26 protein-coding genes, 1 pseudogene and 1 riboswitch are annotated in these 26,269 nt (G+C 64.7%); of the genes and pseudogenes, 6 read left to right on the forward strand and 21 right to left on the reverse strand.

The genetic code is table 11. The features are described 5' to 3' along the window. Positions 1-96 precede the first annotated feature (96 nt). Complete coding sequence (locus tag PG881_RS08815) at positions 97-798, forward strand: lipoyl protein ligase domain-containing protein (RefSeq protein ID WP_202002748.1); 702 nt, start codon at positions 97-99, stop codon at positions 796-798. A 109-nt stretch (positions 799-907) separates the two neighbouring features. Here PG881_RS08815 and PG881_RS08820 read toward each other — a convergent pair whose 3' ends face one another. Continuing rightward, positions 908-2,284, reverse strand: coding sequence for an alanine/glycine:cation symporter family protein (locus tag PG881_RS08820; RefSeq protein WP_257684636.1), 1,377 nt, complete (start codon positions 2,282-2,284; stop codon positions 908-910). A 107-nt stretch (positions 2,285-2,391) separates the two neighbouring features. Further along, positions 2,392-2,502, reverse strand: a riboswitch (glycine riboswitch). A gap of 497 nt (positions 2,503-2,999) precedes the next feature. Between PG881_RS08820 and PG881_RS08825 the strand changes: the two genes are divergently transcribed. After that, entirely contained in the window at positions 3,000-4,151 is a 1,152-nt protein-coding gene (locus PG881_RS08825; protein WP_270799383.1) for a type III PLP-dependent enzyme, read from the forward strand. A gap of 66 nt (positions 4,152-4,217) precedes the next feature. Here the strand turns inward: PG881_RS08825 and PG881_RS08830 are convergent, their stop codons facing one another. Both PG881_RS08830 and PG881_RS08835 read right to left on the reverse strand, forming a co-directional pair. Continuing rightward, the gene (locus tag PG881_RS08830; RefSeq protein ID WP_270799384.1) at positions 4,218-5,186 is read right to left on the reverse strand and encodes a calcium/sodium antiporter; all 969 of its coding nucleotides are present in this window, start codon (positions 5,184-5,186) and stop codon (positions 4,218-4,220) included. A gap of 124 nt (positions 5,187-5,310) precedes the next feature. Then, on the reverse strand, positions 5,311-5,784 hold the full coding sequence (locus PG881_RS08835; protein ID WP_011705182.1) for a peroxiredoxin: 474 nt from the start codon (positions 5,782-5,784) through the stop codon (positions 5,311-5,313). Between the two features lie 126 nt (positions 5,785-5,910). Between PG881_RS08835 and PG881_RS08840 the strand changes: the two genes are divergently transcribed. After that, positions 5,911-6,837 (forward strand): phenylacetate--CoA ligase family protein, encoded by a 927-nt coding sequence (locus PG881_RS08840; RefSeq protein ID WP_029301530.1) that lies wholly within the window; start codon positions 5,911-5,913, stop codon positions 6,835-6,837. A gap of 63 nt (positions 6,838-6,900) precedes the next feature. On the opposite strand, the gene yfcD is transcribed toward PG881_RS08840, so the two are convergent. Next, on the reverse strand, positions 6,901-7,404 hold the full coding sequence (gene yfcD, locus PG881_RS08845) for an NUDIX hydrolase YfcD (protein ID WP_016349932.1): 504 nt from the start codon (positions 7,402-7,404) through the stop codon (positions 6,901-6,903). Positions 7,405-7,592: 188 nt separating this feature from the next. Between yfcD and PG881_RS08850 the strand changes: the two genes are divergently transcribed. Continuing rightward, a complete protein-coding gene (locus tag PG881_RS08850; protein ID WP_016349931.1) occupies positions 7,593-7,808 on the forward strand; it encodes a DUF1107 domain-containing protein in 216 nt (71 codons plus the stop codon). Positions 7,809-7,864: 56 nt separating this feature from the next. On the opposite strand, the gene PG881_RS08855 is transcribed toward PG881_RS08850, so the two are convergent. The 16 genes and pseudogenes from PG881_RS08855 to PG881_RS08930 all read right to left on the reverse strand — a co-directional run bounded on the left by PG881_RS08855 (position 7,865) and on the right by PG881_RS08930 (position 22,557). Continuing rightward, positions 7,865-8,191: a DUF2845 domain-containing protein gene (locus PG881_RS08855; RefSeq protein ID WP_029303666.1), complete on the reverse strand. Its 327-nt coding sequence runs from the start codon at positions 8,189-8,191 to the stop codon at positions 7,865-7,867. Further along, on the reverse strand, positions 8,176-9,189 hold the full coding sequence (locus PG881_RS08860; RefSeq protein WP_270799386.1) for an ABC transporter permease: 1,014 nt from the start codon (positions 9,187-9,189) through the stop codon (positions 8,176-8,178). Before PG881_RS08860 ends, PG881_RS08855 begins: the two co-directional genes overlap by 16 nt. A 73-nt stretch (positions 9,190-9,262) precedes the next feature. Further along, positions 9,263-10,144: an ABC transporter ATP-binding protein gene (locus PG881_RS08865; RefSeq protein ID WP_270799388.1), complete on the reverse strand. Its 882-nt coding sequence runs from the start codon at positions 10,142-10,144 to the stop codon at positions 9,263-9,265. Positions 10,145-10,273: 129 nt separating this feature from the next. After that, on the reverse strand, positions 10,274-10,885 hold the full coding sequence (locus PG881_RS08870) for an FKBP-type peptidyl-prolyl cis-trans isomerase (protein ID WP_005298548.1): 612 nt from the start codon (positions 10,883-10,885) through the stop codon (positions 10,274-10,276). A gap of 200 nt (positions 10,886-11,085) precedes the next feature. Beyond that, a pseudogene (locus PG881_RS08875) lies at positions 11,086-11,184 on the reverse strand (copper homeostasis protein CutC); the annotation flags it as partial. Between the two features lie 29 nt (positions 11,185-11,213). Then, on the reverse strand, positions 11,214-11,939 hold the full coding sequence (locus PG881_RS08880) for a copper homeostasis protein CutC (protein ID WP_270799391.1): 726 nt from the start codon (positions 11,937-11,939) through the stop codon (positions 11,214-11,216). A gap of 42 nt (positions 11,940-11,981) precedes the next feature. Further along, the gene (locus PG881_RS08885) at positions 11,982-12,884 is read right to left on the reverse strand and encodes an ROK family protein (protein WP_270799393.1); all 903 of its coding nucleotides are present in this window, start codon (positions 12,882-12,884) and stop codon (positions 11,982-11,984) included. A gap of 109 nt (positions 12,885-12,993) precedes the next feature. After that, positions 12,994-13,500 (reverse strand): GNAT family N-acetyltransferase, encoded by a 507-nt coding sequence (locus tag PG881_RS08890; protein WP_011705172.1) that lies wholly within the window; start codon positions 13,498-13,500, stop codon positions 12,994-12,996. Beyond that, positions 13,488-14,294 (reverse strand): M48 family metallopeptidase, encoded by an 807-nt coding sequence (locus PG881_RS08895; RefSeq protein WP_011705171.1) that lies wholly within the window; start codon positions 14,292-14,294, stop codon positions 13,488-13,490. Before PG881_RS08895 ends, PG881_RS08890 begins: the two co-directional genes overlap by 13 nt. 163 nt (positions 14,295-14,457) lie before the next feature. After that, on the reverse strand, positions 14,458-15,432 hold the full coding sequence (locus tag PG881_RS08900) for a PstS family phosphate ABC transporter substrate-binding protein (protein WP_017408555.1): 975 nt from the start codon (positions 15,430-15,432) through the stop codon (positions 14,458-14,460). A 376-nt stretch (positions 15,433-15,808) separates the two neighbouring features. Further along, positions 15,809-17,104 carry a phosphate regulon sensor histidine kinase PhoR gene (gene phoR / locus PG881_RS08905; RefSeq protein ID WP_270799395.1) on the reverse strand — a complete coding sequence of 432 codons (1,296 nt, stop codon included), beginning with the start codon at positions 17,102-17,104 and terminating at the stop codon, positions 15,809-15,811. An 8-nt stretch (positions 17,105-17,112) separates the two neighbouring features. Then, positions 17,113-17,802 (reverse strand): phosphate regulon transcriptional regulator PhoB, encoded by a 690-nt coding sequence (phoB, locus tag PG881_RS08910; RefSeq protein ID WP_005298527.1) that lies wholly within the window; start codon positions 17,800-17,802, stop codon positions 17,113-17,115. Positions 17,803-17,904: 102 nt separating this feature from the next. Next, on the reverse strand, positions 17,905-18,315 hold the full coding sequence (locus PG881_RS08915; protein ID WP_270799397.1) for a VOC family protein: 411 nt from the start codon (positions 18,313-18,315) through the stop codon (positions 17,905-17,907). A 149-nt stretch (positions 18,316-18,464) separates the two neighbouring features. Beyond that, positions 18,465-19,619 carry a CaiB/BaiF CoA transferase family protein gene (locus PG881_RS08920; protein ID WP_270799399.1) on the reverse strand — a complete coding sequence of 385 codons (1,155 nt, stop codon included), beginning with the start codon at positions 19,617-19,619 and terminating at the stop codon, positions 18,465-18,467. Beyond that, on the reverse strand, positions 19,619-20,794 hold the full coding sequence (locus PG881_RS08925; RefSeq protein WP_270799402.1) for an acyl-CoA dehydrogenase: 1,176 nt from the start codon (positions 20,792-20,794) through the stop codon (positions 19,619-19,621). The genes PG881_RS08920 and PG881_RS08925 overlap by 1 nt, the downstream gene beginning before the upstream one ends. A gap of 86 nt (positions 20,795-20,880) precedes the next feature. Continuing rightward, positions 20,881-22,557, reverse strand: a complete 1,677-nt coding sequence (locus PG881_RS08930; protein WP_270799404.1) for a sigma-54-dependent Fis family transcriptional regulator — start codon at positions 22,555-22,557, stop codon at positions 20,881-20,883. A 295-nt stretch (positions 22,558-22,852) separates the two neighbouring features. Between PG881_RS08930 and exaC the strand changes: the two genes are divergently transcribed. Beyond that, a complete protein-coding gene (gene exaC, locus PG881_RS08935) occupies positions 22,853-24,370 on the forward strand; it encodes an acetaldehyde dehydrogenase ExaC (protein ID WP_270799406.1) in 1,518 nt (505 codons plus the stop codon). 63 nt (positions 24,371-24,433) lie between these two features. Here the strand turns inward: exaC and PG881_RS08940 are convergent, their stop codons facing one another. Further along, positions 24,434-25,240, reverse strand: a complete 807-nt coding sequence (locus PG881_RS08940; protein ID WP_044799451.1) for an AraC family transcriptional regulator — start codon at positions 25,238-25,240, stop codon at positions 24,434-24,436. 103 nt (positions 25,241-25,343) lie between these two features. On the opposite strand from PG881_RS08940, the gene PG881_RS08945 reads away from it, so the two are divergent. Continuing rightward, positions 25,344-26,243, forward strand: a complete 900-nt coding sequence (locus PG881_RS08945; RefSeq protein ID WP_270799409.1) for a DMT family transporter — start codon at positions 25,344-25,346, stop codon at positions 26,241-26,243. The last annotated feature ends 26 nt before the right edge of the window (positions 26,244-26,269 follow it).

Below are 26,269 nucleotides of genomic sequence, written 5' to 3' on the forward strand. Positions count from 1 at the left end.
TCCGCCATCCTTGCACCAAAGCCCCGCCATGCGGGGCTTTACCTCCTTCGCTGCCACGGGTAGTGTGCTGGGCAGCCTCTGCTCAGGATGCCTTTCATGCCCTATACCCTGCTTCCCTCTCTGCCCAGCAGCCACACCCCGGATCAGATCCTGGCCGAGGAGCAGCGCTGGTTGCGAGAATGCGCCCATGACCGCCAGCCCCGCGCCCACCTCTGGCAGGCGCCCCAATGCCTCATCGTCACCCGCAAGGACACCCGCTTGCCCCGCTACCAGGCCGCCTGCGAGCAGCTTGCCGCCGAGGGCTGGCCCGTGCATGTGCGCGACAGCGGCGGCACCGCCGTGCCCCACGGCGTCGGCATCCTCAATCTGTCGCTCATGCTGCCTCGCACCACTACGGATCTGGCTCACTACTACCGGCTGCTGGGGGCGCCGCTGCTCGCGCTGCTCGGGGAATACGGTCTCGTGGGCAGCTATGACTTCGTGCCCGGCTCGTTTTGCGATGGCCAGTACAATCTGGTGATCGGGGGTCGCAAGGTGACCGGCACCGCCCAGCGCTGGCTGGCGCCGGGTCAGGATCACCACGGGGCCGTGCTGGCCCAGGCCATGCTGCTGGTGGCCGGCAATGTGGATGAAGGCACCCGGATGGCTAGCCGCTTCTACGAGCTGGCGGGCGGCGAGCTGCGCTTTCTCCCCGCCACCTCCACCACCATCGCGCAAGCCATAGCTTGGCAGGGGAGCGAGGGCGAACTGGTGGAGAGGGTGCGCGCCCGGCTCACCGCGCTGCTGACCCAGGAGTGAGCCCAGCGCCCTGCTTCTGGGCACCACAACTTGCCCCCTCATCAAAAACGCCCATAAAAAAAGCCACGACCCGGGTCGTGGCTTTTCGTTTGGATGGGTGGTCTTGGCATCAGGCCGTCTGCGGCTCGGGCTCGGACTCCGTCTCCCGGTCCCGGCTGAAGTAGGCGCGGGTCTCGGCGATCACCACGTGGCGCAGGCCGATGAGGCCGATGAGGTTGGGCACCGCCATCAGGCCGTTGACGATGTCGGCCAACAGCCAGATCAGGTCCAGATGCAGGAAGGCACCGCTCGCCACCAGCACCAGATAGATGAGGCGGTAGGGTTTGATCGCCTTCACCCCGAACAGGTACTCGGTGCAGCGCTCGCCGTAGTAGTTCCAGCCAAGGATGGTGGTAAAGGCGAAGAACAACAGGCCGATGCTCACCAGATACTGGCCGACATGGGCATCGAGCCCCTGGGCAAAAGCCAGACTGGTCATGGCCGCGCCGCTCACATCGCCGCTCCACACCCCGGTCACCACCAGAGTCAGGCCGGTCATGGTGCAGATGATGATGGTGTCGATGAAGGTACCGGTCATGGAGACCAGCCCCTGCTCCACACAGGAGTCGGTCTTGGCCGCCGCCGCCGCGATGGGCGCAGAACCCAGTCCCGACTCATTGGAGAAGACCCCGCGCGCCACCCCGGACTGGATCGCCAGCATGATGCCGGCGCCGACGAAGCCGCCGGTGGCCGCATGGCCAGTGAAGGCGCTCCCGATCACCAGGGCGATCGCCTCCGGCAGGGCGGCGGCATTGTTCACCAGCACGCCCAGACAGGCGACGATGTAGAAGATGGCCATGAAGGGCACCACCTTGCTCGACACGCTGGAGATGGACTGGATGCCCCCCAAAGTCACCAGCGCCACGATCAGGGTCAGCACCACGGCGGTCACTTCACGGGGTACCGAGAAGGAGAGGCTCATGGCGTCACTGATGGCGTTCACCTGCGGGAAGGTGCCGATGCCGAAGAAGGCGACGCCGATGCCGAACAGGGCGAACAGCTTGGCCAGCGGCCTGGAGCCGAGCCCCTTCTCCAGATAGTACATGGGGCCGCCGGCCATCTGGCCGTTGGCGTCCTGCTGGCGATATTTCACCGCCAGCAGGCACTCGGCGTACTTGGTGGCCATGCCGAACAGGGCGGCCATCCACATCCAGAACAGGGCACCCGGGCCGCCGAGCTTGATGGCGGTGGCCACACCGACGATGTTGCCGGTGCCGATGGTTGCCGAAAGCGCAGTACAGAGAGCGCCGAAGCTGGAGACATCCCCCTGCTTGCCCTGACCCTGATCGCGGCCAAAGACCAGCCGCAGGGCGAGCGGCAAGCGCACCACCTGAAGCAGACCCAGACGCAGGGTAAGGTAGATACCGGTCCCGACCAGCAGGATCAGCAGGGGTGGACCCCAGATAAAGCTATCGATGGCGGCGAGCGCCGATTGAATTGATGACATGCATCCTCCTTAAGAAACAAAAATTAAGGAGGAGAAGGATGATCTTCCCATAGGTGTCGCGATCGGCCAGAGGCGATCGGATGCGGGCCAAGCCCAGGTACAACCATCCCATCCCCTCTGTCCTTTTGCCTGAGAGTTTCCGGCGCCAGATTGCGATGCAATCACGGTGCCTTGCTCCTTCGGCGCCCGATTCAACGGGTCTCTCCAGAGTATCGTCCAGTAGCAGTCCACACCGGTTGCCCGGTACCTGAAAGATTCACTTCTTCGGTGGATGGTTGCCCATCGCTCTCCTGCTACCTTCATCCGAACTAGTTTGGATTAGGAAGCGGGCATGGTAATCCAAAAAGTGTGAGCTGTCTCCCACTCGGCCATCCCGGCCGCCGTTTTTTTTCGTACCGAACCATCTGTTATTTGTTCGTTAACTATCAATAAGTTATTCCCACTTGCCACAGATGGCCCAGCTTCACTAGCCGATACGGCCGCCATATCAAGATGATATTTCGTCTCGACCAGAAAAACTTGCCGACATATCCAATCAAAAGGGTTGCACACAAACGCAATAATCCGATAATCCCGCGCATAACTAAGCACTTTGCAATGGAGTTATGCAATGTGCCTGGTTGGTCCCTCCGGACCGCTCGCCTGAGCCGGCCGTCGCCGGTTCAACCCCATATGGCTTGGGCATATCACGCCCCCTAAGGATGACCAAAAGAGAATGAACGAGACCCTGGTAGCACAAGATTACCGTCAGCTGGTTGAACAGTTCGGCTCCCCCCTGCTGCTGCTCGACAAGGCAGCCGTCCGCAAACAGTATCGGGCCCTGGCGGCCGCCCTGCCCGATGTACGATTGCACTATGCACTCAAGCCCCTGCCCCACGACGCAGTGGTCTCTGTCTTGAAGGAAGAGGGGGCCTGTTTCGATCTGGCCACCAATGGCGAAGTGGATCTGGTGCGCAGTCAGGGTGTCCGCCCGGGACGCTGCATTCATACCCATCCCATCAAGCGCGACAGCGACATCCGCTATGCGCTGGAGTACGGCTGCACCGTGTTTGTCTACGACAACCCGCTGGAGCTGGAGAAGTTCATCCCCTACAAGGACGAAGTGAAACTGCTGCTGCGGGTCAGCTTCCCCAACCCCGAGACCAAGGTCGATCTATCCAAGAAGTTCGGCTGCACTCCGGAGCAGGCACTGCCGCTGTTGCAACTGGCCCACGCCAAGGGGATCAAGGTGATGGGGCTGTCGTTCCACGTCGGCTCCCAGGTGCCCCACGCCCGTCGCCATGTGCAGGCCATCGACGCCTGCCGCGAGATCATGGAGCAGGCCTGGGAGCTCGGTCTCAAGCCCTGGGTACTGGATATCGGCGGCGGCTTCCCGGTGGATTATGAGGGCGGCGAGTTCGATATCGACGGCTTCTGCGCGCCGATCCGCGAGGCCCTGGCCAAGCTGCCCGCCACGGTGCAGAAAATTGCCGAGCCGGGCCGCTTCATCAGCGCGCCGGCCATGACCTCGGTCTCCAGCGTGATGGGCAAGGCCCATCGCGGCGACAAGATCTGGTACTACCTGGATGACGGTCTCTACGGCAGCTACAACGGCCAGCTCTACGATCACGTCACCTACCCGGTGAGCATTCCGCTGGCTCGCGGCGAGCTGCACAACTCGGTGCTCTCCGGCCCCACCTGCGACAGCGTGGACGTGATCCGTGACGGCATCATGCTGCCGGATCTGGCCATCGGCGAGCTGGTGGTAGGCCGGGTGATGGGGGCCTACACCTGGGCCTCGGCCTCCACCTTCAACTTCTTCCCCAAGGCGAGCATCCTCATTCTGGACAGCAGCCAGAAAGGACAGAAGCTGGTGGCGGTCGCCTGACAACAGGCCGGATGCAAAGAGGGGAAGCCGCGGCTTCCCCTCTTTCGTTTCATCCAGTTCAAACGGCTAGATGAACTGGCTGGCCAGCAACCAGCCGGTGTAGCCGACGAAGCAGGCGAGCAGCAGGCCCCCCTCCAGCCGGTTGATGCGCCCCTGCCCCTTGCGGCCCAGGCACATCACCAGCAGCAACAGGGTCAGCCCCATCATCACGCTCCAGTCGCGGGAGAGCACTTCCGGTGCCACGTCGAGCGGGTGGATCCCCGCCGCGATCCCCACCACCGCCAGGGTGTTGAACAGGTTGGAGCCGAGCACGTTGCCAAGGGCCAGATCGTGCTCGTTCTTGCGAATGGCGATAAGCGAAGAGGCGAGCTCCGGCAGCGAGGTGCCGACGGCGACGATGGTGAGGCCAATCACCAGATCGCTGATGCCAAGCGCCTGGGCGATGGTCACCGCCCCCCACACCAGCAGGCGGGAGGCTGCAACCAGCAGCACCAGCCCGACGATGAGCCAGCCGATGGCGGCCTTGAGGGACATCCCCTCGCTGTCGATGCTCTCCTCGGTTTCCGCATCCAGCGCATCCCCCTTGCCACGCATGCCGGCCCGGATCGACCAGCCCATCAGGCCGACGAACACCACGCCGAGGATGACGGCATCCGTGCGGTCCAGATGACCGTCCAGCAGCAGGGCGCCGGAGAGCAGGGTGATGCCGAGCAGGATGGGGATCTCCTTGCGCACCACCTGGGAGGCCACCGCGATGGGGCTGATCAGCGCGGTCAGCCCCAGGATCAGGGCGATATTGGTGATGTTGGAACCATAGGCGTTGCCGAGCGCGAGGCCGGGGTTGCCCTGGGAGGCCGCCAGCGCGGAAACCACCATCTCGGGGGCAGAGGTGCCAAAGCCGATGATCACCATGCCGATCAGCAGCGGCGGCATGCCGGCATAGCGGGCGGTGGCGGCGGCGCCATCGACAAACTTGTCCGCACTCCAGACCAGCAGCGCCAGTCCGGCAATCAGGGCAACAAAAGCCAGGGTCATAACATCTCCATTCCATCGCCAGCAAACACAAGAGCCAGGCGATGGCCCGGCTCTTTGCAGAAGTGGGCCCAGTGTAGCGGGCCGACTTTCCATTTCAAGGGAAAATCAAACGACGATTGATATTTTACAGCGCCGCCAGCAGGCTCTGGGCATCCGACACCTCGAACTTGCCGGGGGCCTCCACGAACAGCTGCTCGACCACGCCATCGTTGGCGATGAGGGCAAAGCGCTGGGCACGCACGCCACCAAAGGCCCCGGTCTCCTTGGCCAGACCCAGTGCCCGGGTCCAGCTGCCGTCGCCGTCGGCCAGCATGGTGATGGCCTCGGCGTTCTGGGCATCCTGCCACGCCTTCATCACGAAGGCGTCGTTGACCGACAGACAGCAGATGGCATCCACCCCCTTCTCCTTGAACTTGTCCGCCAACACCACGTAACCGGGCAGGTGGGCATTGGAACAGGTGGGGGTAAAGGCACCGGGCACCGCAAACAGCACCACCCGCTTGCCGCCAAACAGGCTTTGGCTATCCCGCTGCTGCTTGCCCTCGGCGGTGATGAAGGTGAATTCGCCCGCAGGCAGGGCTTGGCCAATCGCTATCATGATCTCTCGTCCTCAACTGGATGGCAGGGGCTCCAGTCTACCCCACTCCCGTCATGTGACACAGACCCCGATCCCGTCCGCCTTTTGGACTAACCTTGAGCAGGATCAGCCGACCAAGGAGGCCTCATGCAGCACTATTACGATGGACTGGAAATTCGCCCCTCCGCCTTGCGAGAGCAGCAACAACTGGATCAACTCAATCACCTGCTTACCCATGTCGGCCAGTATTGCGCCGGTTATTCCAGTGCCTACCGCCAGCGCCGCCTGCAGGATCTGGGCGAGCTGACCAGCCTGCCCCTGCTCAACGCCAGCGAACTGTTCGCCGCCCAACAGGCTCACCCGCCCTTTGCCGGCCTCACCGGCCGCCCCGCCAGCCAGGCGCTGCGGGTCTTCGCCTGCCCGGGCCAGCTGGCCATTCCCGAGTACGCCGGCGCCGACTGGTGGGGGGCGGCGCGCGCCCTGTTCGCCGCCGGTTTCAAGGCCGGGGAGGTATTGCTCAACGGCCACGACTACCACATCAGCCCCACCGCCTTCATCTTCGACAACGGCGCCCGCCAGCTGGGCGCCCCCGTGGTGCCCTGCGGTCCCCACGATACCGGGCGCCAGCTGGAGGCACTGCAGCGCTATGAGCCGACCGGGTTCGTCGGGCCGCTGGCGGTGCTGCTGGATCTGCTGGAGGCGGCAGAGCGAGCCGACGTGCCGAGCGACAGCCTGCGCTGCGCCCTGCTGTGCGAATCCTCCCACCCCGATACCCGGCCGCTGCAAGCTGTGCACGGCATCCGGGCGCTCAACTGCCTGTTGCTGCAGGATGCGGGGGTGATCGCCTATGAGAGCCAGCCCGGCCAGGGCTTCATCGTCAACGAAAGCTGCCTCATCGAGATCATCGATCTGGCCAGCGGCGAGCCGGTCATCGGCGATGGCGTCGGTCAGCTGGTGGTGACCCGGCTCGATCTGGAATACCCGCTGCTGCGTCTGGTGACCGAGTGGCAGGGCCACTGGCTCGCCGGTGCCAGTCCGTGCGGGCGCACCAACCGCCGGCTGAGGCTGATCTAACACCACCCGCCCCGAAACAAAACGGGCAGCCAGTGGCTGCCCGTTTTACATGCTGGGTACGCGTCAGCGCCGCGCCTGCCAGGTGGCGATGGCGAGCAGGGAGTCGGGGGTAAATTCGGCGGCCCGCGCGGCGATCTCCGCCTGGCTCATCCAGCACACCTCGCTCACCTCTTCGGCCTGCAGTTGCAGCGGCCCCTGATAGCGGCAACTGAAGAGACCGCCCCAGACCCGATACCCCTCCCCTTCGGCATAGAAGTCACCGAATGCCTGCAGCGGCACATCACGGATCCCCAGCTCCTCGGCCAGTTCGCGGCGGGCGGAGGGCTCCATCAGCTCGCCCGTGGTGACCACGCCACCGGCACACGCATCCAGCATGCCGGGGCAGAAGTCCTTGCTGAGGGTGCGGCGCTGCACCAGGATGCGGTCAGCCTCGTCGAGCACCAGGATATAGCTGGCGCGGTGGCAGAGGTTCTCCCGCCGCACCTTGGCACGCTCGGCAACCCCGACCACCTGATTGTTTCCATCCACCACATCCACCCATTCCACACGCAGACCCTTCTTGTTCATGGCGTTAAACTGCCCGCAGTATATCGGGGCAACGGCTTGTCATGGCAGCCTTTTTTCACTCCCGCCTCACATGGACGGCCAATGCGGGCAGAAGAAAAACCGGATTCATACAAACCTCCACAAACTGTCACATCCGTGTCACCTGGCAACGCCATAGTGTGCCCTGTCCACGCAACAGGTGTTTTGTGATGAAGGTGTTCAAGAACTTGTCTCCCCGCCAGATTGCCCGCTACATCAAGAGCTTCCATCACGGCAGCTTCATGGTGGAGGCCCACGGGCGGTTCGAGTTCAGCGGCGGCGAGATCAATCTGGAGAGCCTGACCTGCCGTCAGACCCTGAGTCTGGCCCGGCAGATCAATCTGGAGGTTCGCGGCCTGCGTCACACCACCCTGCTGTTGGGGTAACTTCCATAGTCCTTTCTGTTTTGTAGTCTGCGTCCATGCACGTCTTTGCCCGCCGGCTACTCGCCGCGCGGGCCGTTTTCGATGTCGGTGATCACCCCGTTGCGCACGGTGACGAAGCGCATGAACTCGTTCTTGCCGAAGTTGTAGGTCCAGCGCTCCCCATACTTCACCTGCATCAGGTTGCCGAACTGATTCTCCTCGTTGCGGGTCAGCTCCTCGCGCAGCATGGGTTCGCCGCACTTGAGCAGCATCTCGGCGGTGCTGTCCCCTTCGGTGATCAGCGCATTCTTGCAGCGCATGGCGCCGGCACTGGCCGGCAGACTCAACAGCAGGGCCAGCAGGGCCCCGCCAACCAGCGGTAGTGACTTCATCGGTGACTCCATTTGAACAGGGCACTGCCCAGGGTGATGCAGCAGAGCGTAAACAACAGGACCCAGCCCAGTGGCGCCGCCACCTCGGCCCAGCCTGCTCCTTCCAGCATGACGGCGCGGGCCGCCGCGATGATCTGGCTGAGCGGCAGCCAGGCCGCCAGCTGCTGCAGCCAGGCGGGGGCCCCTTCCAGCGAGAACCAGACGCCGGAGAGAAACATCATCGGCATGCTGATGATGTTGAGCAGCCCGCTCGCCAGCTCCTCGTTCTGGATGCGGGCCGCCACCAGCAGACCGAGGGATGCCATGGACGCCCCGCCCATCAGGGCGATCAACAGCAGCAGCCAGCCCGAACCCAGCAGCGGCACTCCGAGCAGGCCGTAGGCCACCAGAAACACCAGCAGGCTCACCACCAGGGTGATCAGGATGCGCGACAGCAGCTGGGCGCAGAGAAACTCGGCAGCCGAGAGCGGGGTGGCCCGCAGCCGCTTGAGCACCCCGTTCTTGCGGTAACGGACGATGACGAAGCCCACCCCGAACAGGCCGGAGAACATCAGGTTCATGCCGATCACCCCGGGCAGCAGCCAGTCGCCGTAGCGAATGGCGCGCCCGCTCAGGGTCTCCCGCACCAGCTGCGCCGGCACGGCCTGGCGCAGCAGGTACTCGGCCATGGCTCCCTGAGGGGCGTCCGGATTGATCCAGTAACGGCCCGTGCCGGGCGAGAGCAGCAGATCCAGCTGATGGTGGCGCACCTTGAGCCGGCCTTTCTCCTCCTCGTCATAGGGGATGATCTTGAGCAGCGGCACGGCGCGCAGCGGGGCATAGGCTGCGGGCAGCTCCCCCACCACGCCCATCTGCACCAGCGGCTTGGGCGGACCGGAGAAGATGAGGGTAAACCCCAGCACCAGCAACAGCGGAAAGGCCAGGTTCCAGACAAGCGCCGCCCGATCCCGCACGAACTCCAGGTTGCGGGCATAGAAAAGCGCCCCGATGCGCTTGAGGGATCCCGTCATCTGGTGCTCCTTGGGCTGGCAGGCTGGGGCGACATGCCGGCAGGCGCCGCTGCGGGGTACCACGGGGTAGCTTTCATGCACCGCTCCGCAGGCTGTGGCCGGTCAGATGGAGGAAGAGATCCTCCAGATTGGGGGAGCGCACCTGCATGCCGGTCAGCGGCACGCCCAGGCTCAGCAGCCGTGGCAGCAAGTCCGCCACGTCGGGGCAGCTCAGCTCCACCTGCTCGCCCAGCGGGCGCAGGGGATAGCCGAGACTGGCGAGGGTCGGGTGAGCCACAAGGCGCACCAGCACGCCGTCAAAATGCTGGGCCAGCAGGGCGACCGGGGTATCCAGGCTGAGCAGATGGCCGTGATCGACGATGGCGATCTGATCGCACAGCTGCTGGGCCTCGTCCATGTAGTGAGTGGTGAGCACCACCGTCTTGCCCTGCGCCTTGATCGCTTCGATGCGCTGCCAGAAGTGGTGGCGGGCCTGGGGATCGAGCCCCGTGGTGGGCTCATCCAGAAACAGCAGCTCGGGGTCGCCGAGCATGGCCAGCGCCAGCAGCAGCCGTTGCCGCTGACCGCCGGAGAGCTTGCGGCTGTCCCGCTCGATAAATTCTCCCAGCGCACACAACTCGATGAGCTGGGCCTGGGGCAAGGGGGCCGGGTAGAGGCTGGCAAACAGTCGCAGGGTATCGCGCACCGTCAGGAAATCCTGCAGCGCCGTGTGCTGAAACTGGATGCCGATGCGGGAGCGGTAGTCGGGGCCGCGCGGGGCACCGTGGAACAGGATCTGGCCGCTGTCCGGGGTGAGGATCCCCTCCAGCAGCTCGATGGTGGTGGTCTTGCCTGCCCCGTTCGGGCCGAGCAGGCCGAAACAGCTGCCGGCGGGAATGGCAAAGCTGAGCCCGTCCACCGCCTTGACGCCGGGGAAGTGCTTGACGAGATCGACGACTTCAATGATGGCAGCCATGGGCGCTCTCCCTGCAGGAGCCATGACTATATCCAAAAGCGCAGGCGCTGCCCATGCCCCGCCGCGTGCGGCGCAAAAAAACAGACGGCGACCCGAGGGTCGCCGTCTGTATCAATCAAGCCAGCCGGATCACAGGATGTCCAGCAGCTCCACTTCGAATACCAGGGCAGAGTACGGCGGGATGGAACCGGCACCGCGTGCGCCGTAGGCCAGATCCTGCGGAATGTAGAGCTTCCACTTGGAGCCAACCGGCATCAGTTGCAGCGCTTCTACCCAGCCGGCGATCACGCCAGTGACCGGGAATTCGGCCGGCTGGCCGCGGGCGACGGAGCTGTCGAACACACCACCGTGGGTGAAAGTACCGTGGTAGTGCACGCGGACGGACTGACCGGCTACCGGTACGGCACCGTTGCCTTCCACCAGCACTTCGTACTGCAGACCGGACTCGGTGGTCTTCACTTCGGCGCGCTTGGCGTTGTCGGCCAGGAAGGCTTCGCCTTCGGCGGCGGCAGCCTTGGCGACGGCTTCCTGCTCTTCCTGCATGCGGGCGGTGATGACCTGGAAGGCATCATTGATATCGTCACGGCTGACCGCGAACTCCAGACCATTCAGGGCATCTGCCAGACCTTGCTGCAGGGCCGGGATATCCAGACCGGCGAAGGCTTGCTGCGCCAGTTGATCACCCATGTTGCGGCCGATGCCATAGCTGGCCTTCTGTTCGATAGAGTCGTATTGGGACATTGAGAAGTTGCTCCGGGTCCTGAGGGTAAAAGAGACGGGATAATATCAGACTTTTGCGCCAGGTGCTGCCGGCCCGTCCCCGGTTTTGCCACTAGGTGGGAGGTGTCTCACATCAGCCCCCTCATCCCCACCCCTTCTCCCACAAGGGGAGAAGGGAGGGAAAACAGAGCACCATCACCCCAGCTCACATTCAAGCCGTATCAGGCCCTGTCCAGCAGAGCCCGCATCGCTGCAACTTTGGCGCCGTCGGTAATATTGACCCGGCCGTCGTCCGAGGTGCCCATGTTGACGCCCCATGACGAGACACCATGTCGCCGCGCGGCCCGTATCAGGCCCTGTCCAGCAGAGCCCGTACCGCTGCAACTTTGGTGCCGTCGGTGATATTGACCCAGCCATCGTCCGAGGTGCCCATGTTGACGCCATGGGGCACCATGCCGCCGCGCCAGCCCATGCCGGACATGTGCACCTCGTTCACCCCGGTGAACTCCACTATGGTGCGCACGTTGTCGGCATTGACCCCGGCGCCCGGCATCAGGCTGGCCCGCCCCGCCAGCGCCTGCTGCATCGCCTGCAGGGTCTCCAGCCCCGCCAGCGCGGTCGGCGCGTGGCCAGAGCTCAGAATGCGCTCGCAGCCGGCGGCGACTATGGTCTCCAAGTCGAGGCGCCAGTCGGAGGAGAGGTCGATGGCGCGGTGGAAGGTAACGCCAAGAGGCCCTGCCGCCTCCACCAGCTGGGTGAGCTTGGCGGCAGGCACCCGTCCCTGCTCGTCCAGCAGACCGACCACTACCCCCTGCAGACCGGCGGCGCGGGCCGCCGCGATATCCTGCAGCATCATCTCGAACTCCCCGTCGCCAAAGCAGAAGTCACCGGCCCGGGGCCGGATCATGGCGTAGACGGGAACGGTGGCATGGCGCGCCGCCAGCTGCATGAAGCCATAGGAGGGAGTCAGGCCGCCCAGCCCCAGCGCAGAGCAGAGCTCGATGCGATTCGCGCCAGCCTCCTGGGCAGTAAACAGGGATTCCAGATTGTCGATACAGATTTCAAGAGAGGTCATGATGGACTCCTTTATTGGGGAGATCAGACCCCGGATCTGATCTCATAAATTGAGCAAGGCGGCCCCGCGCACCCCGCCGGCGCCACCGAAGCGGGCCTCGCGGATCTCGGGCAGGGCGACCCCGGGTAGCAGATGGCCAGGCAGGCGCAGCGGCAGCTGTTCGTAGAGCGCGGGCAGACCGCTCAGGCCGCCCCCCAGTACCACCACGTCGGGGTCGACCACCGAGATGGCGGTGGCAAGCCCAGCAGCCATGATTTCGAGCCAGCAGTCGGCCGTGGCCACCGCATGGGGTTCGTGCGCCTCGAAGCGCCCCACTATCTGATGGCCGCTGGCACGCTGACCGTGGAAGTGATGGTAGAGCCGCTCCAGCCCGGTGCCGGAGGCATAGGTTTCAAAACAGACCAGACGACCGCAGCCGCAACGGAGGCGAGGCAGGTCGGGGTACTTCATCAGCATGGTGGCCGGCAGCGGGTAGTGGCCTATCTCCCCCGCCAGCCAGTTGCGGCCCTGGATCAGCTTGCCCGCCAGATAGACGGCGCCACCGATGCCGGTGCCGATGGTGACGCCGAGGGCGCTGTCGGCTCCCGCCGCCGCCCCCTGATGTACCTCGGACCAGAGGAAGCAGTTGGCATCGTTGTCCACCTTGACCGGACGCTCCAGCAGTTCGGCCAGATCGGCGCCCAGGTGGCGACCATTGATGGAGGGCAGATTGGCCGCCACTATGCTGTGGTCGTGCCGGTTGAGAATGCCGGGAAAGCCGATGCCCACCGCACCACGGGCGCCGAAACGGGCATCCGCCTGTTCGACCCGCGCGCGAATGAGCTGCTGCAACCCTTCGTAATCATTGCCGGGAGTGCTCATGCGCTCCTCATGACAGAGATTCAAGGCGCCGTCATACACAGCGAACGCTATCTTGGTGCCACCAATATCAAAGCCGTAATACATGCCACACTCCCTTGTCGATGAGTCGCCTCACCTCAGCCTGTCCAGAGGGGGACATTGTATTAATTCGCAAAAAAAATAAAGTGACCGGAGGCGAAAAACGGGAGAGAGATCAAAGCAAACGAAACATTTGTCGCTGCAGGCAGGGCTGGCCGAGGCTCATCAGGGTGCGCTCCTGACCATCAAACATGAAGCCGCGGCGCAGGTAGAACCCTTCGCCGATGTGGTTGCCATCGAGCAGCCACAATCTGACGCCTTCACAGCCGGCGCGCCGCATCTGCATCGCCACCGCCTGCCACAGCCGCTTGCCGTGGCCCTGACGCCAGTGGTCGGGATGCAGGTAGAAGGCGCGGATCCAGGCGGTGGGGTACTCCCCCGTCGTCTCCGGCTGCCAGTAGAGCAGGCCGATCACCACTTCGTCCTGACACAGCAGCATGGGCCTTGGGCCTGTCTCCGCCAGCCGGCGCTGCCAGATCTGTAGATGCTCGGTCACCGCCAGCTGAGCCAGCATGTCGGCACCGAGCACGCCGCCGTATGCGGCGAGCCAGCTGGCCCGCTGCATCACCGTCATGGCGGCGGCGTCATCGGGCCGTGCCATGCGCAGGCTTATGCCTTGCATTGGGGTACCAGCCCGGAGGCGCGGGCCTGCTCGTAGAGCGGCACGGCTTCAGCCTGCTGGGCCTGCAGCTCGGCGATCCGGTTCTCGTTGCTGGGGTGGGTGGAGAGCAGCTGGGGCGGCGCATTGCCACCCGCGGCCGCGCTCATGTTCTGCCACAGCGGAATGGCTTCGGCCGGATTGAAACCGGCGCGGGCCATCAGATCCAGACCCAGCCGGTCCGCCTCGCTCTCCTGCTCGCGGCCATAGGGCAGCATGACGCCGACCTCCACCCCTAGCCCCAGCGCCGCCATGGTGGCACCGCGGTATTCGCTGCTGCCCATGGCGATGTCGGCCGCCGCCAGCCCAAGGCCGGTCAGCTGGCTGCGGGAGAGACGCTCGTTGGAGTGCTGGGCCAGCACGTGGGTCAGCTCGTGACCGATGACGGTGGCGAGCTGATCCTGGTTTTTGGCCACCTTGAGCAGGCCGCTGTAGACCCCGATCTTGCCGCCAGGCAGGGCGAAGGCGTTGACCTGCTTGGAGTCAAATACCACCACTTCCCAACTGGTGATGCCGTACTGGCTCGGCACCTGGGCGGTCACCGCCTTGGCGACGCAGGAGACATAGGCGTTCATCTTCGCATCCGTGCTCACCTTCTCCTGCTTCTTCATCTCTTCGAAGGAGTCGGCCCCCAGCTTGCTCATCTGCTGGGGCGAGAACAGCAGCATCTGGCTGCGGCCGGTGGGAGACTGGGCACAGCTGGCGAGCAGGGTGGAACAGAGTGCCGCCAGGCCAAGCTTGAACAAGGGAGATGTCATGGAGGTGTCCTTCACCATAAAGATGCCCTATTTTCGGAAATGCGGGCGTCCGGTGCAAGTCGGCAAATCACCCGGTCTGGCGAAAGCGGTCACATACCGCCATCATGCGGCGGCCAAAAAACAAAACGGGCCCCGCAGGGCCCGTCTGACAAAGGAAACCGGCTTACATGATGCCCAGTTTCTTCAGGTCGGCTTCGACCACCTTGGCCGGTACCGGTACGTAGCCATCTTTGGCAACGATGTTCTGGCCCGCCTTGGAGAGCACCATCTTCAGGAACTCTTGCTCCATCGGAGAGAGCGGCTTGTTCGGGTGCTTGTTCACGTAAACGTACAGGAAGCGCGACAGCGGGTACTTGCCGGTGATGGCGTTGTCGGCGCTGGCCTCGATGAAGGTCTTGCCATCCTTGGAGAGCGGTACGGCGCGCACGCCGGAGGTGACGTAACCGATGCCGGAGTAGCCGATGCCGTTCAGGGAGGAGGAGACGGACTGCACCACGGAGGCAGAACCCGGCTGCTCGTTCACGCCGCTCTTGAAGTCACCGTTGCACAGGGCGTGTTCCTTGAAGTAACCGTAGGTACCGGACACTGAGTTGCGACCGAACAGTTGCAGATCCTTGGAAGACCAGTTGCCGTCCAGACCCAGATCCGCCCACTTGGTGGCGGCCTTGGCTTCGCCGCACTTGAGAGTGCTGGAGAAGATGGCATCCAGTTGCGGCATGGTCAGCCCCTTGATGGGGTTGTCCTTGTTGACGAACACCGCCAGGGCATCGACCGCGACGCGGATGGCTGTCGGCTTGTAACCGTAGCGCTTCTCGAATGCCTCTTCCTCGCCGGATTTCATGGCGCGGCTCATGGGGCCGAACTGGGCAACGCCTTCGGTCAGTGCGGTCGGCGCGGTGGAGGAACCGGCGGCCTGGATCTGCACGTTGACGTTGGGGTACATGCGCTTAAATTCTTCGGCCCACAGGGTCATCATGTTGGCCAGGGTGTCCGAGCCGACAGAGGACAGGTTGCCCGAGATGCCGCTGGTCGGAGTGTAATCCGGCAGGTTTTTATCCACACCGGCAGCCAGGGTGCTGACGGAAAACAGGGTAGCTGCGGTGAATCCGATTACACCAGCCAGTTTGTTGAGTTTCATCCAATCTCTCCAAGGTTGCAGAACGCAGTCCATCAAAACACGGGTTAACTTGGCTCACCGCCGGCCACGCCAGACGATGCGCTGAGTGTCATTTCCTGCCCTCTTCCCCCAGTCCTGCGGTGGCAGAAGGCAAGCGTCAATCTGAGGCCGAAAGTGGTCACATCCCGAGCACTGCGATCGGCCGGTCGCGTTTCGTACTCTCCCTGCGCCAAACCGGCGACAGGTCCGTTCTCAAGACGGCGCCAGTATCTGACCTGGCAGTGACAAATTTATGGATTTAATGTGACACTTTAATGACATGGCGGGCTTGTTGAACAAATGAAAAAAGGGCCGCCATCGCCGCCCTCATTTGATGCCAACCCCTTGCCGGAAAAGACTATTTCACCACCACCATGCGGCCGGGGATGAGAAAGCTGAAGCGGCTGCCGAGGCCAACCCGGCTCTCGATGTCGAGCTGGCAGTCGTGGTGACTCAGGGCATGCTTGACGATGGCAAGCCCGAGCCCCGAACCGCCGGTGTGACGGGAGCGGGCCTTGTCGACCCGATAGAACCGCTCGGTGAGCCGTGCCAGGTGCTCGGGCGGGATCCCCTCCCCCTCGTCCTGCACCGCAAACAGCGCCATCGCCCCCTGCTTGCGCCACTCCACCGTGATCTTGCGCCCCGCCGGGGTGTAGTGGATGGCGTTGTAGACCAGGTTGGAGACGGCGCTGCGCAATTGATCCTGATCGCCACGCACCAACAGATTGGGCTGCACCATGAACTCGATCTGGTGGGCCCGCTCGCCGGAGAGCGCCCGCGCCTCCTGCTCCAGCAGTCCCAGCATGGCGGGCATGTCCACCAGGTGGGAGAGATCCACGGTCGGCGCCGCTTCGATGCGCGACAGGGTGAGCAGCTGATTGACCAGATTGTCCATGCGGATGGTCTGCTCCATCATCACCTTGTGCGCCTTGGCCCACATGGCGGGCGGCGGCGGCTCCTCGGTCATCTCCAGATAGCCCTTGAGCACGGTGAGCGGCGTGCGCAGCTCGTGGGAGACGTTGGAGACGAAGTGCTTGCGGGTCTTCTCTAGGCTGCGCAGCCGGGTCACGTCCCGCACCACCAGCATGGCCTGATCCTCGGCGTAGGGCATGATCCGAAACTCGAGAAACTTCTCCTCGTTGATGGGCGAGGTCATCTCGAACGGTTCGTCATACTGCCCCTTGCCGAGGTAGGCGCCGAAGGCGGGATGGCGAATGAGGTTGCCGATGTGCTGACCGGCATCTTCCGGCCAGCGAAAACCGAGCAGCTGCTCGGCCAGCCGGTTGCACCAGAGGATGCTGCCGTCGGTGCGAAACACCACGGCCGCGTCGGGCAGTGCCTCGGCCCCTTCCCGAAAGCGGCGGATCAGCCCCGCCAGCTCGCGGCGGCGGGCCCGGTGGCGCTGCTGCAACTTGTAGATGCCGTTGAAGATGTACTCCCAGCTGCCGCTGCCGTTGGGGGGCACCAGGCTGCGATCGTGCCACAGCCAGTCAGACAGCCGCTTCTGGAAGCGATAGTGCCAGCCCAAGTGCAGCACGGTGGCCACCAGCAGGCAGAGGGCGAGGGTATTCGTCAACCAGCCGACCAAGGCGAAGGGCGCATAGAAGAACGCCATTCGCCACAACTGGCGCCGCCAGGCATAAGGTTGCAACATAACTTCCTCTACAGACGGGTTGAGAAGCGATAGCCTGCGCCGCGCACCGTCTGGATCAAGCGATCGTGTCCCGTCTCTTCAATGGCCTTGCGCAGGCGACGGATGTGCACATCCACGGTTCTGTCCTCGACGTACACATTGGTACCCCAGACATTGTTGAGCAGCTGCTCGCGGCTGTAGACCCGCTCCGGGTGGGTCATGAAGAAGTGCAGCAGCTTGAATTCGGTCGGCCCCATGTCGAGCGCCTTCTCCTCGGCGCTGACTCGGTGGGATACGGGGTCCAGCTTGAGCCCCTGCACCTCGATCACCTCGTCCACCGAGGTAGGGGAGACGCGACGCATCACCGCATGCAGACGGGCGGTGAGCTCCTTGGGCGAGAACGGCTTGGTGATGTAGTCATCGGCCCCCGCCTCCAGCCCGCGCACCTTGTCCTCTTCCTCGCCGCGGGCGGTCAGCATCACCACCGGGATCTGGCGGGTCACCTCATCCTGCTTGAGCTGCTTGATGAACTGGATGCCGCTGCCGCCTGGCATCATCCAGTCCAGCACGATGAGTTCAGGGTAGGGTTCGCGCACCTTCGCCAATCCGTCGGCAAAATCTTCAGCTTCTACTGTTTCATATCCCTTCTGCTCGAGCACGAAGCAGAGCATTTCGCGGATCGGTGCTTCGTCCTCGACCACCAGAATTCGCTTAGCCATATCCCTTCTCTCTCCTCTGTGAAGATGGGTGCGCCAATTATTAGAACTTTCTGTGACACTTTTATGACTTTATGACAGGCGGGATGATAAACGTTTTCAGATTCAGTTGGCAGCAGCGAGTTGCAGCAGATCCCAGCGGTTGCCACTGATGTCCTCGAACACCACCACGGTGCCGTAAGACTCAGTTCGCGGCTGTTCACAAAAGTGGACACCGTACGCCTGCATGCGCTGGTAATCGCCCCAGAAGTCGTCGGTTTCGAGGAACAGGAAGACCCGGCCGCCCCCCTGCTGGCCGATGGCGGCCCGCTGCTCCGGGGTCGCGGCCCGTGCCAGCAACAGGGCGGAACCCGGGGCCCCCTTGGGGGCAACCCGCACCCAGCGCTTGCCCGGTTTGCCCGGCTCGTCGAGGGGCGTGTCTTCCAGCAGCTCGAACCCCAGTCCCTGGGTAAAGAAGGTGATGGCCTGGTCGTAATCGGCCACCAGCAGGGCCAGGGCGCCAATGTGTTGTGCCATGGGAAGTTCCTCAACAGATGAATGGACGGGGCGCATCATAGCGGGGGACGGCCCCGGGCTCCAGCACCGGGGCAGATGAGAGGACATAAGGGTAGAAAGCGGGAGCATCCCGTCGGGCAGGCGCAGCTTCCCCGCCTAAAGCAACCGGTTCAGCCCTGCCCGAGCCAGTCGCGCAGCACGCCATCCCGGTCTCCGTCCAGCGCCGGCGAGGCGCGCCCGTAGCGCACCGGGGTGGCCGACAGATGCAGCGGATTGGCCAGGGTGGGCAAGCACTGCTCGCCGCGTTGCACCTGCTGCACCCAGCCGCGCACCGCCCCCTGTTCGAGGGCGAACAGGGCATCCAGGGTAAGGATGGGGCCGCCCGGCACCCCGGCCGCCTCCAGCATGGCACTCCACTCGGCACTGCTGCGCGCCAGCAGTCGCTCGGCAATCAGGGCATTGAGCCGGTGGCGCTGACGCACCCGGGCGCTGTTGCTGGCAAAGTCCGGGTCCGTCGCCCAGCCGGGTTCCCCCAGCAGGGCCGCCAGCGCGGCAAACTGGCCGTCATTGCCCACCGCGAGGATCAGATGGCCATCCCGGGTGGGATAGACGTCGTAGGGGACGATATTAGGGTGGCCGTTGCCAAGGCGCCCGGGCGCCTGACCGGTGGCGAGATAGTTCATCGCCTGGTTGGCCAGCACCGCCACCGACACGTCGAGCAGGGCCAGATCGATCTGCTGCCCCTCCCCGGTTCGCTCCCGGTGGCGCAGGGCCGCCTGGATGCCGATGGTGGCGTAGAGGCCGGTGAGGATGTCGACGAGCGCCACCCCCACCTTGACCGGCCCGCCGCCGGGGGCCTCGTCCGGCTGGCCGGTGATGCTCATCAAGCCGCCCAGCCCCTGGATCAGCAGATCGTAACCGGGTCGCTGGGCCCAGGGACCGTCTTGGCCAAAACCGGTGATGGAGCAGTAGATGAGCGCCGGGCGGCGGGCCTTGAGGCTCGGGTAATCGAGGCCGTAGCGCGCCAGTCCCCCCACCTTGAAGTTCTCGATCACCACGTCGGCCCGGTCCACCAGGGCCAGCAGGGTTTCGCGATCGCGGGCCAGATCGAGGGCGATGGAGCGCTTGCCCCGGTTGGCGGCATGAAAGTAGGCCGCCTCCCCCGCCACCAGCTCGGGCGGGCCCCAGTGGCGGGTGTCGTCACCGCGCCCTGGGGCCTCCACCTTGACCACGTCGGCACCGAGATCGGCAAGCAGCTGGCTGGCCCAGGGGCCGGCCAGCACGCGGCTGAGATCCAGCACGCGCACGCCGGCAAGGGGCCCCATCACTCAAACGCCTGCAGGTCGGTCTGGGCCCGCCCCAGGATCAGGGCGTGGATGTCGTGGGTCCCCTCGTAGGTGTTGACTGCCTCCAGGTTCATCACGTGGCGAATGACGTGAAACTCGTCGCTGATGCCGTTGCCGCCGTGCATGTCGCGGGCGACGCGGGCTATCTCCAGCGCCTTGCCGCAGCTGTTGCGCTTGATGAGCGACACCAGCTCCACCGGGCAGCGTCCCTCGTCCATCAGGCGCCCGGCCTGCAGGCAGCCCTGCAGGCCGAGGGCAATCTCGGTCTGCATGTTGGCCAGCTTGAGTTGAAACAGCTGGGTGGCGGCCAGCGGGCGGCCGAACTGCTGGCGATCCAGCCCGTACTGGCGGGCGGCATGCCAGCAGAACTCGGCGGCGCCGAGCGCCCCCCAGGCGATGCCGTAGCGCGCCTTGTTGAGGCAGCCGAACGGCCCCTTGAGGCCGTTCACCCCCGCAAGCCGGTTCGACTCTGGCACGAAGACCCGCTCCATCACTATCTCGCCGGTGATGGAGGCGCGCAGGGAGAACTTGCCCTCGATCTTGGGGGCAGAGAGCCCGGCCATCCCCTTCTCCAGCACGAAGCCGATGATTTCGCCATCCAGCTTGGCCCACACCACGAACAGATCGGCGATGGGGGAGTTGGTGATCCACATCTTGTTGCCGGTCAGCAGATAGCCGCCGTCGACCCGCTCGGCCCGGCTCTTCATGGAGCCAGGGTCGGAACCCGCGTCCGGCTCGGTGAGGCCGAAGCAGCCCACCAGCTCGCCCCGGGCCAGCCCCGGCAGCCAGCGCTGGCGCTGGGCCTCGTCGCCATAGGCATGGATCGGGTGCATCACCAGGGACGACTGCACGCTCATGGCAGAACGGTAGCCGCTGTCGACCCGCTCCACCTCCCGGGCGATGAGGCCGTAGGCCACGTGATTGACCCCGGCGCAGCCGTACTGCTCCGGCAGGGTGGCGCCGAGCAGCCCCAGCTCCCCCAGCTCGTTCATGATGGTGCGGTCAAACTGCTCGCGGCGATTCGCCTCCAGCACCCTGGGCATCAGCCGTGCCTGGCAGTAGTCGCGGGCGGCGTCGCGGATGAGCCGCTCCTCTTCGCCGAGCTGGCCGTCGAGAAAGAAGGGGTCTTGCCAATCAAATCGGGTACGCGTCATAAAGCACTCCATGCCATGCAAAAGAATCATCGAAGGGTCTCTTGTGGACCCATCTTAACCACGAAAAAGCTCGGGTAACAAACACCTCAATCTGCCTCCCGCAGCGCCCGATAGAGGGTGGTGCGGCTGATGCCGAGCCGGCGTGCCGCCTCGCTCACGTTGCCATCGCACTCCGTCAGGGTCTGCTGCACCCGTTGCCGGTTCTGCTGGCGCAATGTGCTGCCCGCCACTGCCGTGGTGGCGGCCGGCGCTACGGCCACGGTCGGCAGATGCAGGTGGGCAGGCTCAATCCAGCCCTGCCCCTCCGCCAATACGCAGGCCACTTCCAGCGCCTGCTTGAGCTGGCGCACGTTGCCGGGCAACGGGTGGGCCAGCAGTTGGCGCTCGGCCTCATCGGTCAGATGCAGGGCAGGATCCATCTCGGCCAGCAGCCGCCGGACCAGCGCCTGCCGTTCGCGGGGCGGCCAGTCGCGCAGCGGCGCCAGCTGCTGGCGCCAGCCGCAGATACGGTAGTAAAGATCCTCGCGAAAGGTGCCGGCCGCCACCATGGCCGCCAGATCCCGATGGCTGGCGCTGACCAGCCAGAAATCCACCGCCTCGGGTTTGTGGCTGCCGACCGGGGTGACGGCGCGCTCCTGCAGCACCCGCAGCAACCGGGTCTGGGCCAGCAGCGGCAGCTCGCCGATCTCGTCCAGCATCAGGATGCCGCCGTGGGCGGCGCGCAGATACCCCTGGCTGCCCTGGCTGCGGGCACCGCTGAAGGCCCCGCCGACATAGCCAAACAGCTCGGCCTCTACCAGCTCCGCCGGCAGGGCGCCGCAGTTGACGCACACCAGCGGTTGCGCCCGCCGGCTCGACTGCCCGTGCAGTTCGCGCACCAGATGCTCCTTGCCGCTCCCAGTCTCCCCCTCGATGAGCAGCGAGATGCCGCGCTCCAGCATCTTGAGCGGCACCTGCCGGCCGTGCGAGCCGCCGGTATCGGCTGGCAGGCCGGGCTGGGCCATCACGGGACTGGCCTCCGGCACCAGCCGCAGCCCGCGTCGATCCCGCAGCAGCTGCTTGCCGTCGAAGGGGTGCTGGCCGAGCCAGAGCCGACCGGCCCGGTTGGCCCCGAGCAGCTCGCCCTCCTCCCCCAGCAGCAGACGGGCAGACCAGAGACTCTGGGGCTCGAGATCCACCAGCCAGCCCGGCTGGCGCGCCAGCAGCGCGTTTTCCAGGGTCATGGCCAACAGCCGCACCGTGCCCAGCATGTCGCCATCGTGATGGGCCGCGTCGGTGGAGATGTCCAGTACCCCGAGCACCTGCCCATCCGGCCCAAGCAGCGGGCAGGCGCTGCAGCTGAGAAAGCTGTGCTGGGCGAAGAAGTGCTGATTGCCGAGCACCTGTACCTCGCTCTGCTCGGCCAGCGCGGTGCCGATGGCGTTGGTACCCTTGCTCGCCTCCCCCCAGCGGGCGCCGCTGCGCAAAAAAATGCGCTCGGCGTGGCGGGCGAAGCCGTCGTCACCGCTGGCGGCCAGGATGGCGCCCTCACCATCGCACAGCAGCAACCGACAGGGGCGCCCTGCCAGCAACTGGCCAAACAGCGGCAACACGAAGCGCTGGAAGCTGGCGATCAGCACCCTGTGCTGCTCTTGGCGGGCCGACAGCTCCCCCTGGGGCAGCAAGTCCAGCTCGGCGCTCTGCCGGCGGCTCAGCCCCTGATGCAGGCAGCGCTGCCAGGAACGCTCGATCGGGCTGGTACTGGATTGAGATAATTCGCTCATCATGCCTCCTGTTCACAAACGGCACGCATGGGGCCGGCAAATGCGGATAACGCGCTCATCACGCCTCCTGTTCACAAACGGCACGACTGTCACGGCCACTGTCCAGAATCGGCACAGTTCCCTCACCTTCGCCCTGGTCATTGGTTAACCAAGATACGCTGCCACATCCCGTTTGATAACGTTTTTGTAACTTTTCCTGTGCTGGTCAGACCCTCTGGCATGGCCCTTGCGATACACAGCAGCAACCGGGTTGCCCGCCAGCCCGGTCAGGACCACACACATAAAGGATGATGAGATGATTTATACCGCTCCCGGTCAGGCAGGTGCCCTGGTCAGCTTCAAGTCCCGTTACGACAACTTCATCGGTGGTGAGTGGGTGGCGCCGCGCGCCGGCCGCTACTTTGAAAACATCTCGCCGGTAGACGGCAAGGTGTTCTGCGAGGTGGCCCGCTCCGACGCCGCCGACATCGAGCTGGCGCTGGACGCCGCCCACAAGGCGTTCGCCAGCTGGAGCAAGACCAGCGTCACCGAGCGCAGCAACCTGCTGCTGCGCATCGCCGATCGCATCGAACAGAACATCGAAGTGCTCGCCATCGCCGAGACCTGGGAGAACGGCAAGGCGGTGCGCGAAACCCTGGCCGCCGACCTGCCGCTGGTGGTGGATCACTTCCGCTACTTCGCCGGCTGCATTCGCGCCCAGGAGGGCTCGGCCGCCGAGCTGGATCAGAACACCGTCAGCTACCACTTCAAGGAGCCCATCGGGGTGGTCGGCCAGATCATCCCGTGGAACTTCCCGCTGCTGATGGCGGCCTGGAAGCTGGCCCCGGTGCTGGCGGCCGGCTGCTGCAGCGTGCTCAAGCCCGCCGAGCAGACCCCGGTCACCATCATGCTGATGATGGATCTCATCAAGGACATCCTGCCTGCCGGGGTGGTCAACGTGGTCAACGGCTTCGGCGCCGAGGCAGGCCAGGCGCTCGCCACCAGCGACCGGATCCAGAAACTGGCGTTTACCGGTTCGACTGAAGTCGGCGCCCATATACTGCGCTGTGCCGCCGACAAGCTGATCCCCTCCACCGTGGAGCTGGGCGGCAAGTCCCCCAACATCTACTTCGCCGACGTGATGCAGCACGAGAGCAGCTACATCGACAAGGTGGTGGAAGGGATGCTGATGACCTTCTTCAACCAGGGCGAGGTGTGCACCTGCCCCTCCCGCGCCCTGGTGCAGGCCAGCATCTATGACGACTTCATGGACAAGGTGCTGGCCCGCGCCCGCACCATAGTGCAGGGCAACCCCCTCGACACCGCCACCCAGGTCGGTGCCCAGGCGTCGCGCGAGCAGTTCGACAAGATCTTGAGCTACATGGAGATAGGTCGCGGCGAAGGGGCCAAGATGCTGATCGGCGGTGGCCCGGCCAGGGTGAGCGGGCTGGAGGGGGGCTTCTACATCCAGCCCACCATCTTCTCGGGTCAGAACAAGATGCGGGTGTTCCAGGAGGAGATCTTCGGGCCGGCGCTCGGGGTCACCACCTTCAAGGACGAGGCGGAGGCGCTGGCGATTGCCAACGACACCCAGTACGGGCTGGGAGCAGGCCTGTGGACCCGCGACAGCAACCTGGCCTGGCGCATGGGGCGCGGCATCCAGGCCGGTCGGGTCTGGGTCAACTGCTACCACGCCTACCCGGCGCACGCGGCCTTTGGCGGCTACAAGAAGTCAGGGATCGGCCGCGAGACCCACAAGATGATGCTGGACCACTACCAGAACACCAAGAACCTGCTGGTGAGTCACGACATCAATCCCCTCGGCTTCTTCTAAACCCCTCCCATGATCAACCAGGGCGCCTACGGGTGCCCTTTTCATTGCTTAGAGTGGTCGCAGCTAGAGCGCCGCCTGCCCGGCGCCGATGCCCAGCTGCTGGCGATAGCGCTGGGGCGAACAGCCCAGCTCCCGGTTGAACATGGCAATGAAGGCCGAGGTGGAGCCGTAACCGAGCCGCCAGCCAATCTCCTGCACCGGCAGCTCCCCCTTGAGCCAGGCCAGCGCCTTGAGCAGCTTGAGGCGGGCCCGCCACTGGCCGAAGTTCATCCCCAGTTCCCGTACGCAGCGCCTGGCCAGGGTGCGCTCGGTGGTGTGCAGCTGCTCGGCCCACTGGGCCAGGGTGCGCGGATCGGCGGGGTCGCTGTAGAGCGCCGCCAGCATGGGGGCCAGCAGCTTGTCCTGGCTCATGGGCAGGTAGCTGTCCTGGCAGCGGGTGCGGGTCAGCTTCTCCACCAGCAGCTCGGCCTGGCGCACGTCCCACTCATCCGCCATGTGGCCCAGCTTGCGATCGCAAAAATCCGCCAGGATGGCGCGGATCAGCGGGGTCATCTGCAGCAGCCTGGGCTCGGCCGGCAGCCGCGCCGCCAGAGCGTGATTGACGTAGATGGAGGTGTAGTCGAGGGCCTGCTGGTTGTAGGAGGCGTGTTCCAGATCCGCCGGCACCCAAATGAGGTAGTCGGCCGGCGCCACCAGCCGGTGATCGTCCAGTACTATCTCCATCACCCCCAGACTGATGAGGCTGAGCTGGCCCCAGGGGTGGCTGTGGGGGGCACATGCGCTCTCGGCCTGGATCTGCTGGTAGCGCAGATAGAGCGGATTGGGCTCTGGCAGATGCAGGTCCGTCGGATGGTAGTGACGTATGGCCATGGCGGGCGGATTGTCCTTTGCGCGGGATGATTTGTCAGTTTTACGTTACTTGATATAAGAAAGACAAGGGTAGACTGGTCACCTCGATAATAAGGAGTCTTTGATGCGTATCTTCTACCCGCTGATGTTTCCGCTGCTCGCCGTGCTGATCTGGGCCACCAATACCGTGGTGTCCAAGGCCGCCGCCGATGTGCTGGATCCCGCGGCCATCTCCTTCTACCGCTGGGTGATCGCCGCCCTCACGCTGACCCCCTTCTGCCTGCCGCAGCTGTGGCGCCGCCGTGGCGAGATCCGCCCCTGGCTCGGCAAGCTGCTGGTGCTGGCGGCCCTTGGCATGGTGCTCTACCAGTGCCTCGCCTACTACGCCGCCCACACCACCTCGGCCACCAACATGGGGGTCATCGGCTCCCTCATCCCGCTGCTGACCCTGCTGCAGAGCGCCCTCTTCTTCGGCCAGCGGCCGGGCAAACAGGCGCTGCTCGGCATGAGTATCTCCCTGTTCGGGGTATTCTGGCTGCTGAGCCTGGGTCAGCCGCTGGCGCTGCTGCACGACGGCATCAATCAGGGCGACGGCCTGATGCTGCTCGGCTCCGCCAGCTACGCCCTCTATGGCCTGTTGATCCGCCGCTGGCAACTGCCGTTCGGCCCCTGGCTCAACCTCTACCTGCAGATCCTGCTGGCAGTCTTGCTGCTGATCCCGGTAGCCCTCAGCGCCGAGTCGCTGGCGGTGCCGGCCGAAGGCTGGGGCCTGGTGCTGTTTGCCGGCATCGCCTCCTCCCTCTTCGCCGCCTACTGCTGGATGCGCGGCCTCGCCTGCATGGGGGCGGAGCGCACCTCGGTGTTCATGAACCTGATGCCGCTGTGCACGGCGCTGATCGCCGTCATCAGCCTGGGGGAGCCGATACATGGCTATCACCTGCTCGGCGGCGGTCTCATCCTGGCGGGGGTCATGCTCTCCCAGTTCAAGCCGAAGGCCCGCCCGGCCCTGCTGGAAGAGGCCTGAGCTGTCGGCAACATGGGTTTTTACAC

Source organism: Aeromonas sp. QDB54 (assembly GCF_027707385.1).
In the GTDB taxonomy this organism is placed as follows: Bacteria; Pseudomonadota; Gammaproteobacteria; order Enterobacterales; family Aeromonadaceae; genus Aeromonas; species Aeromonas hydrophila.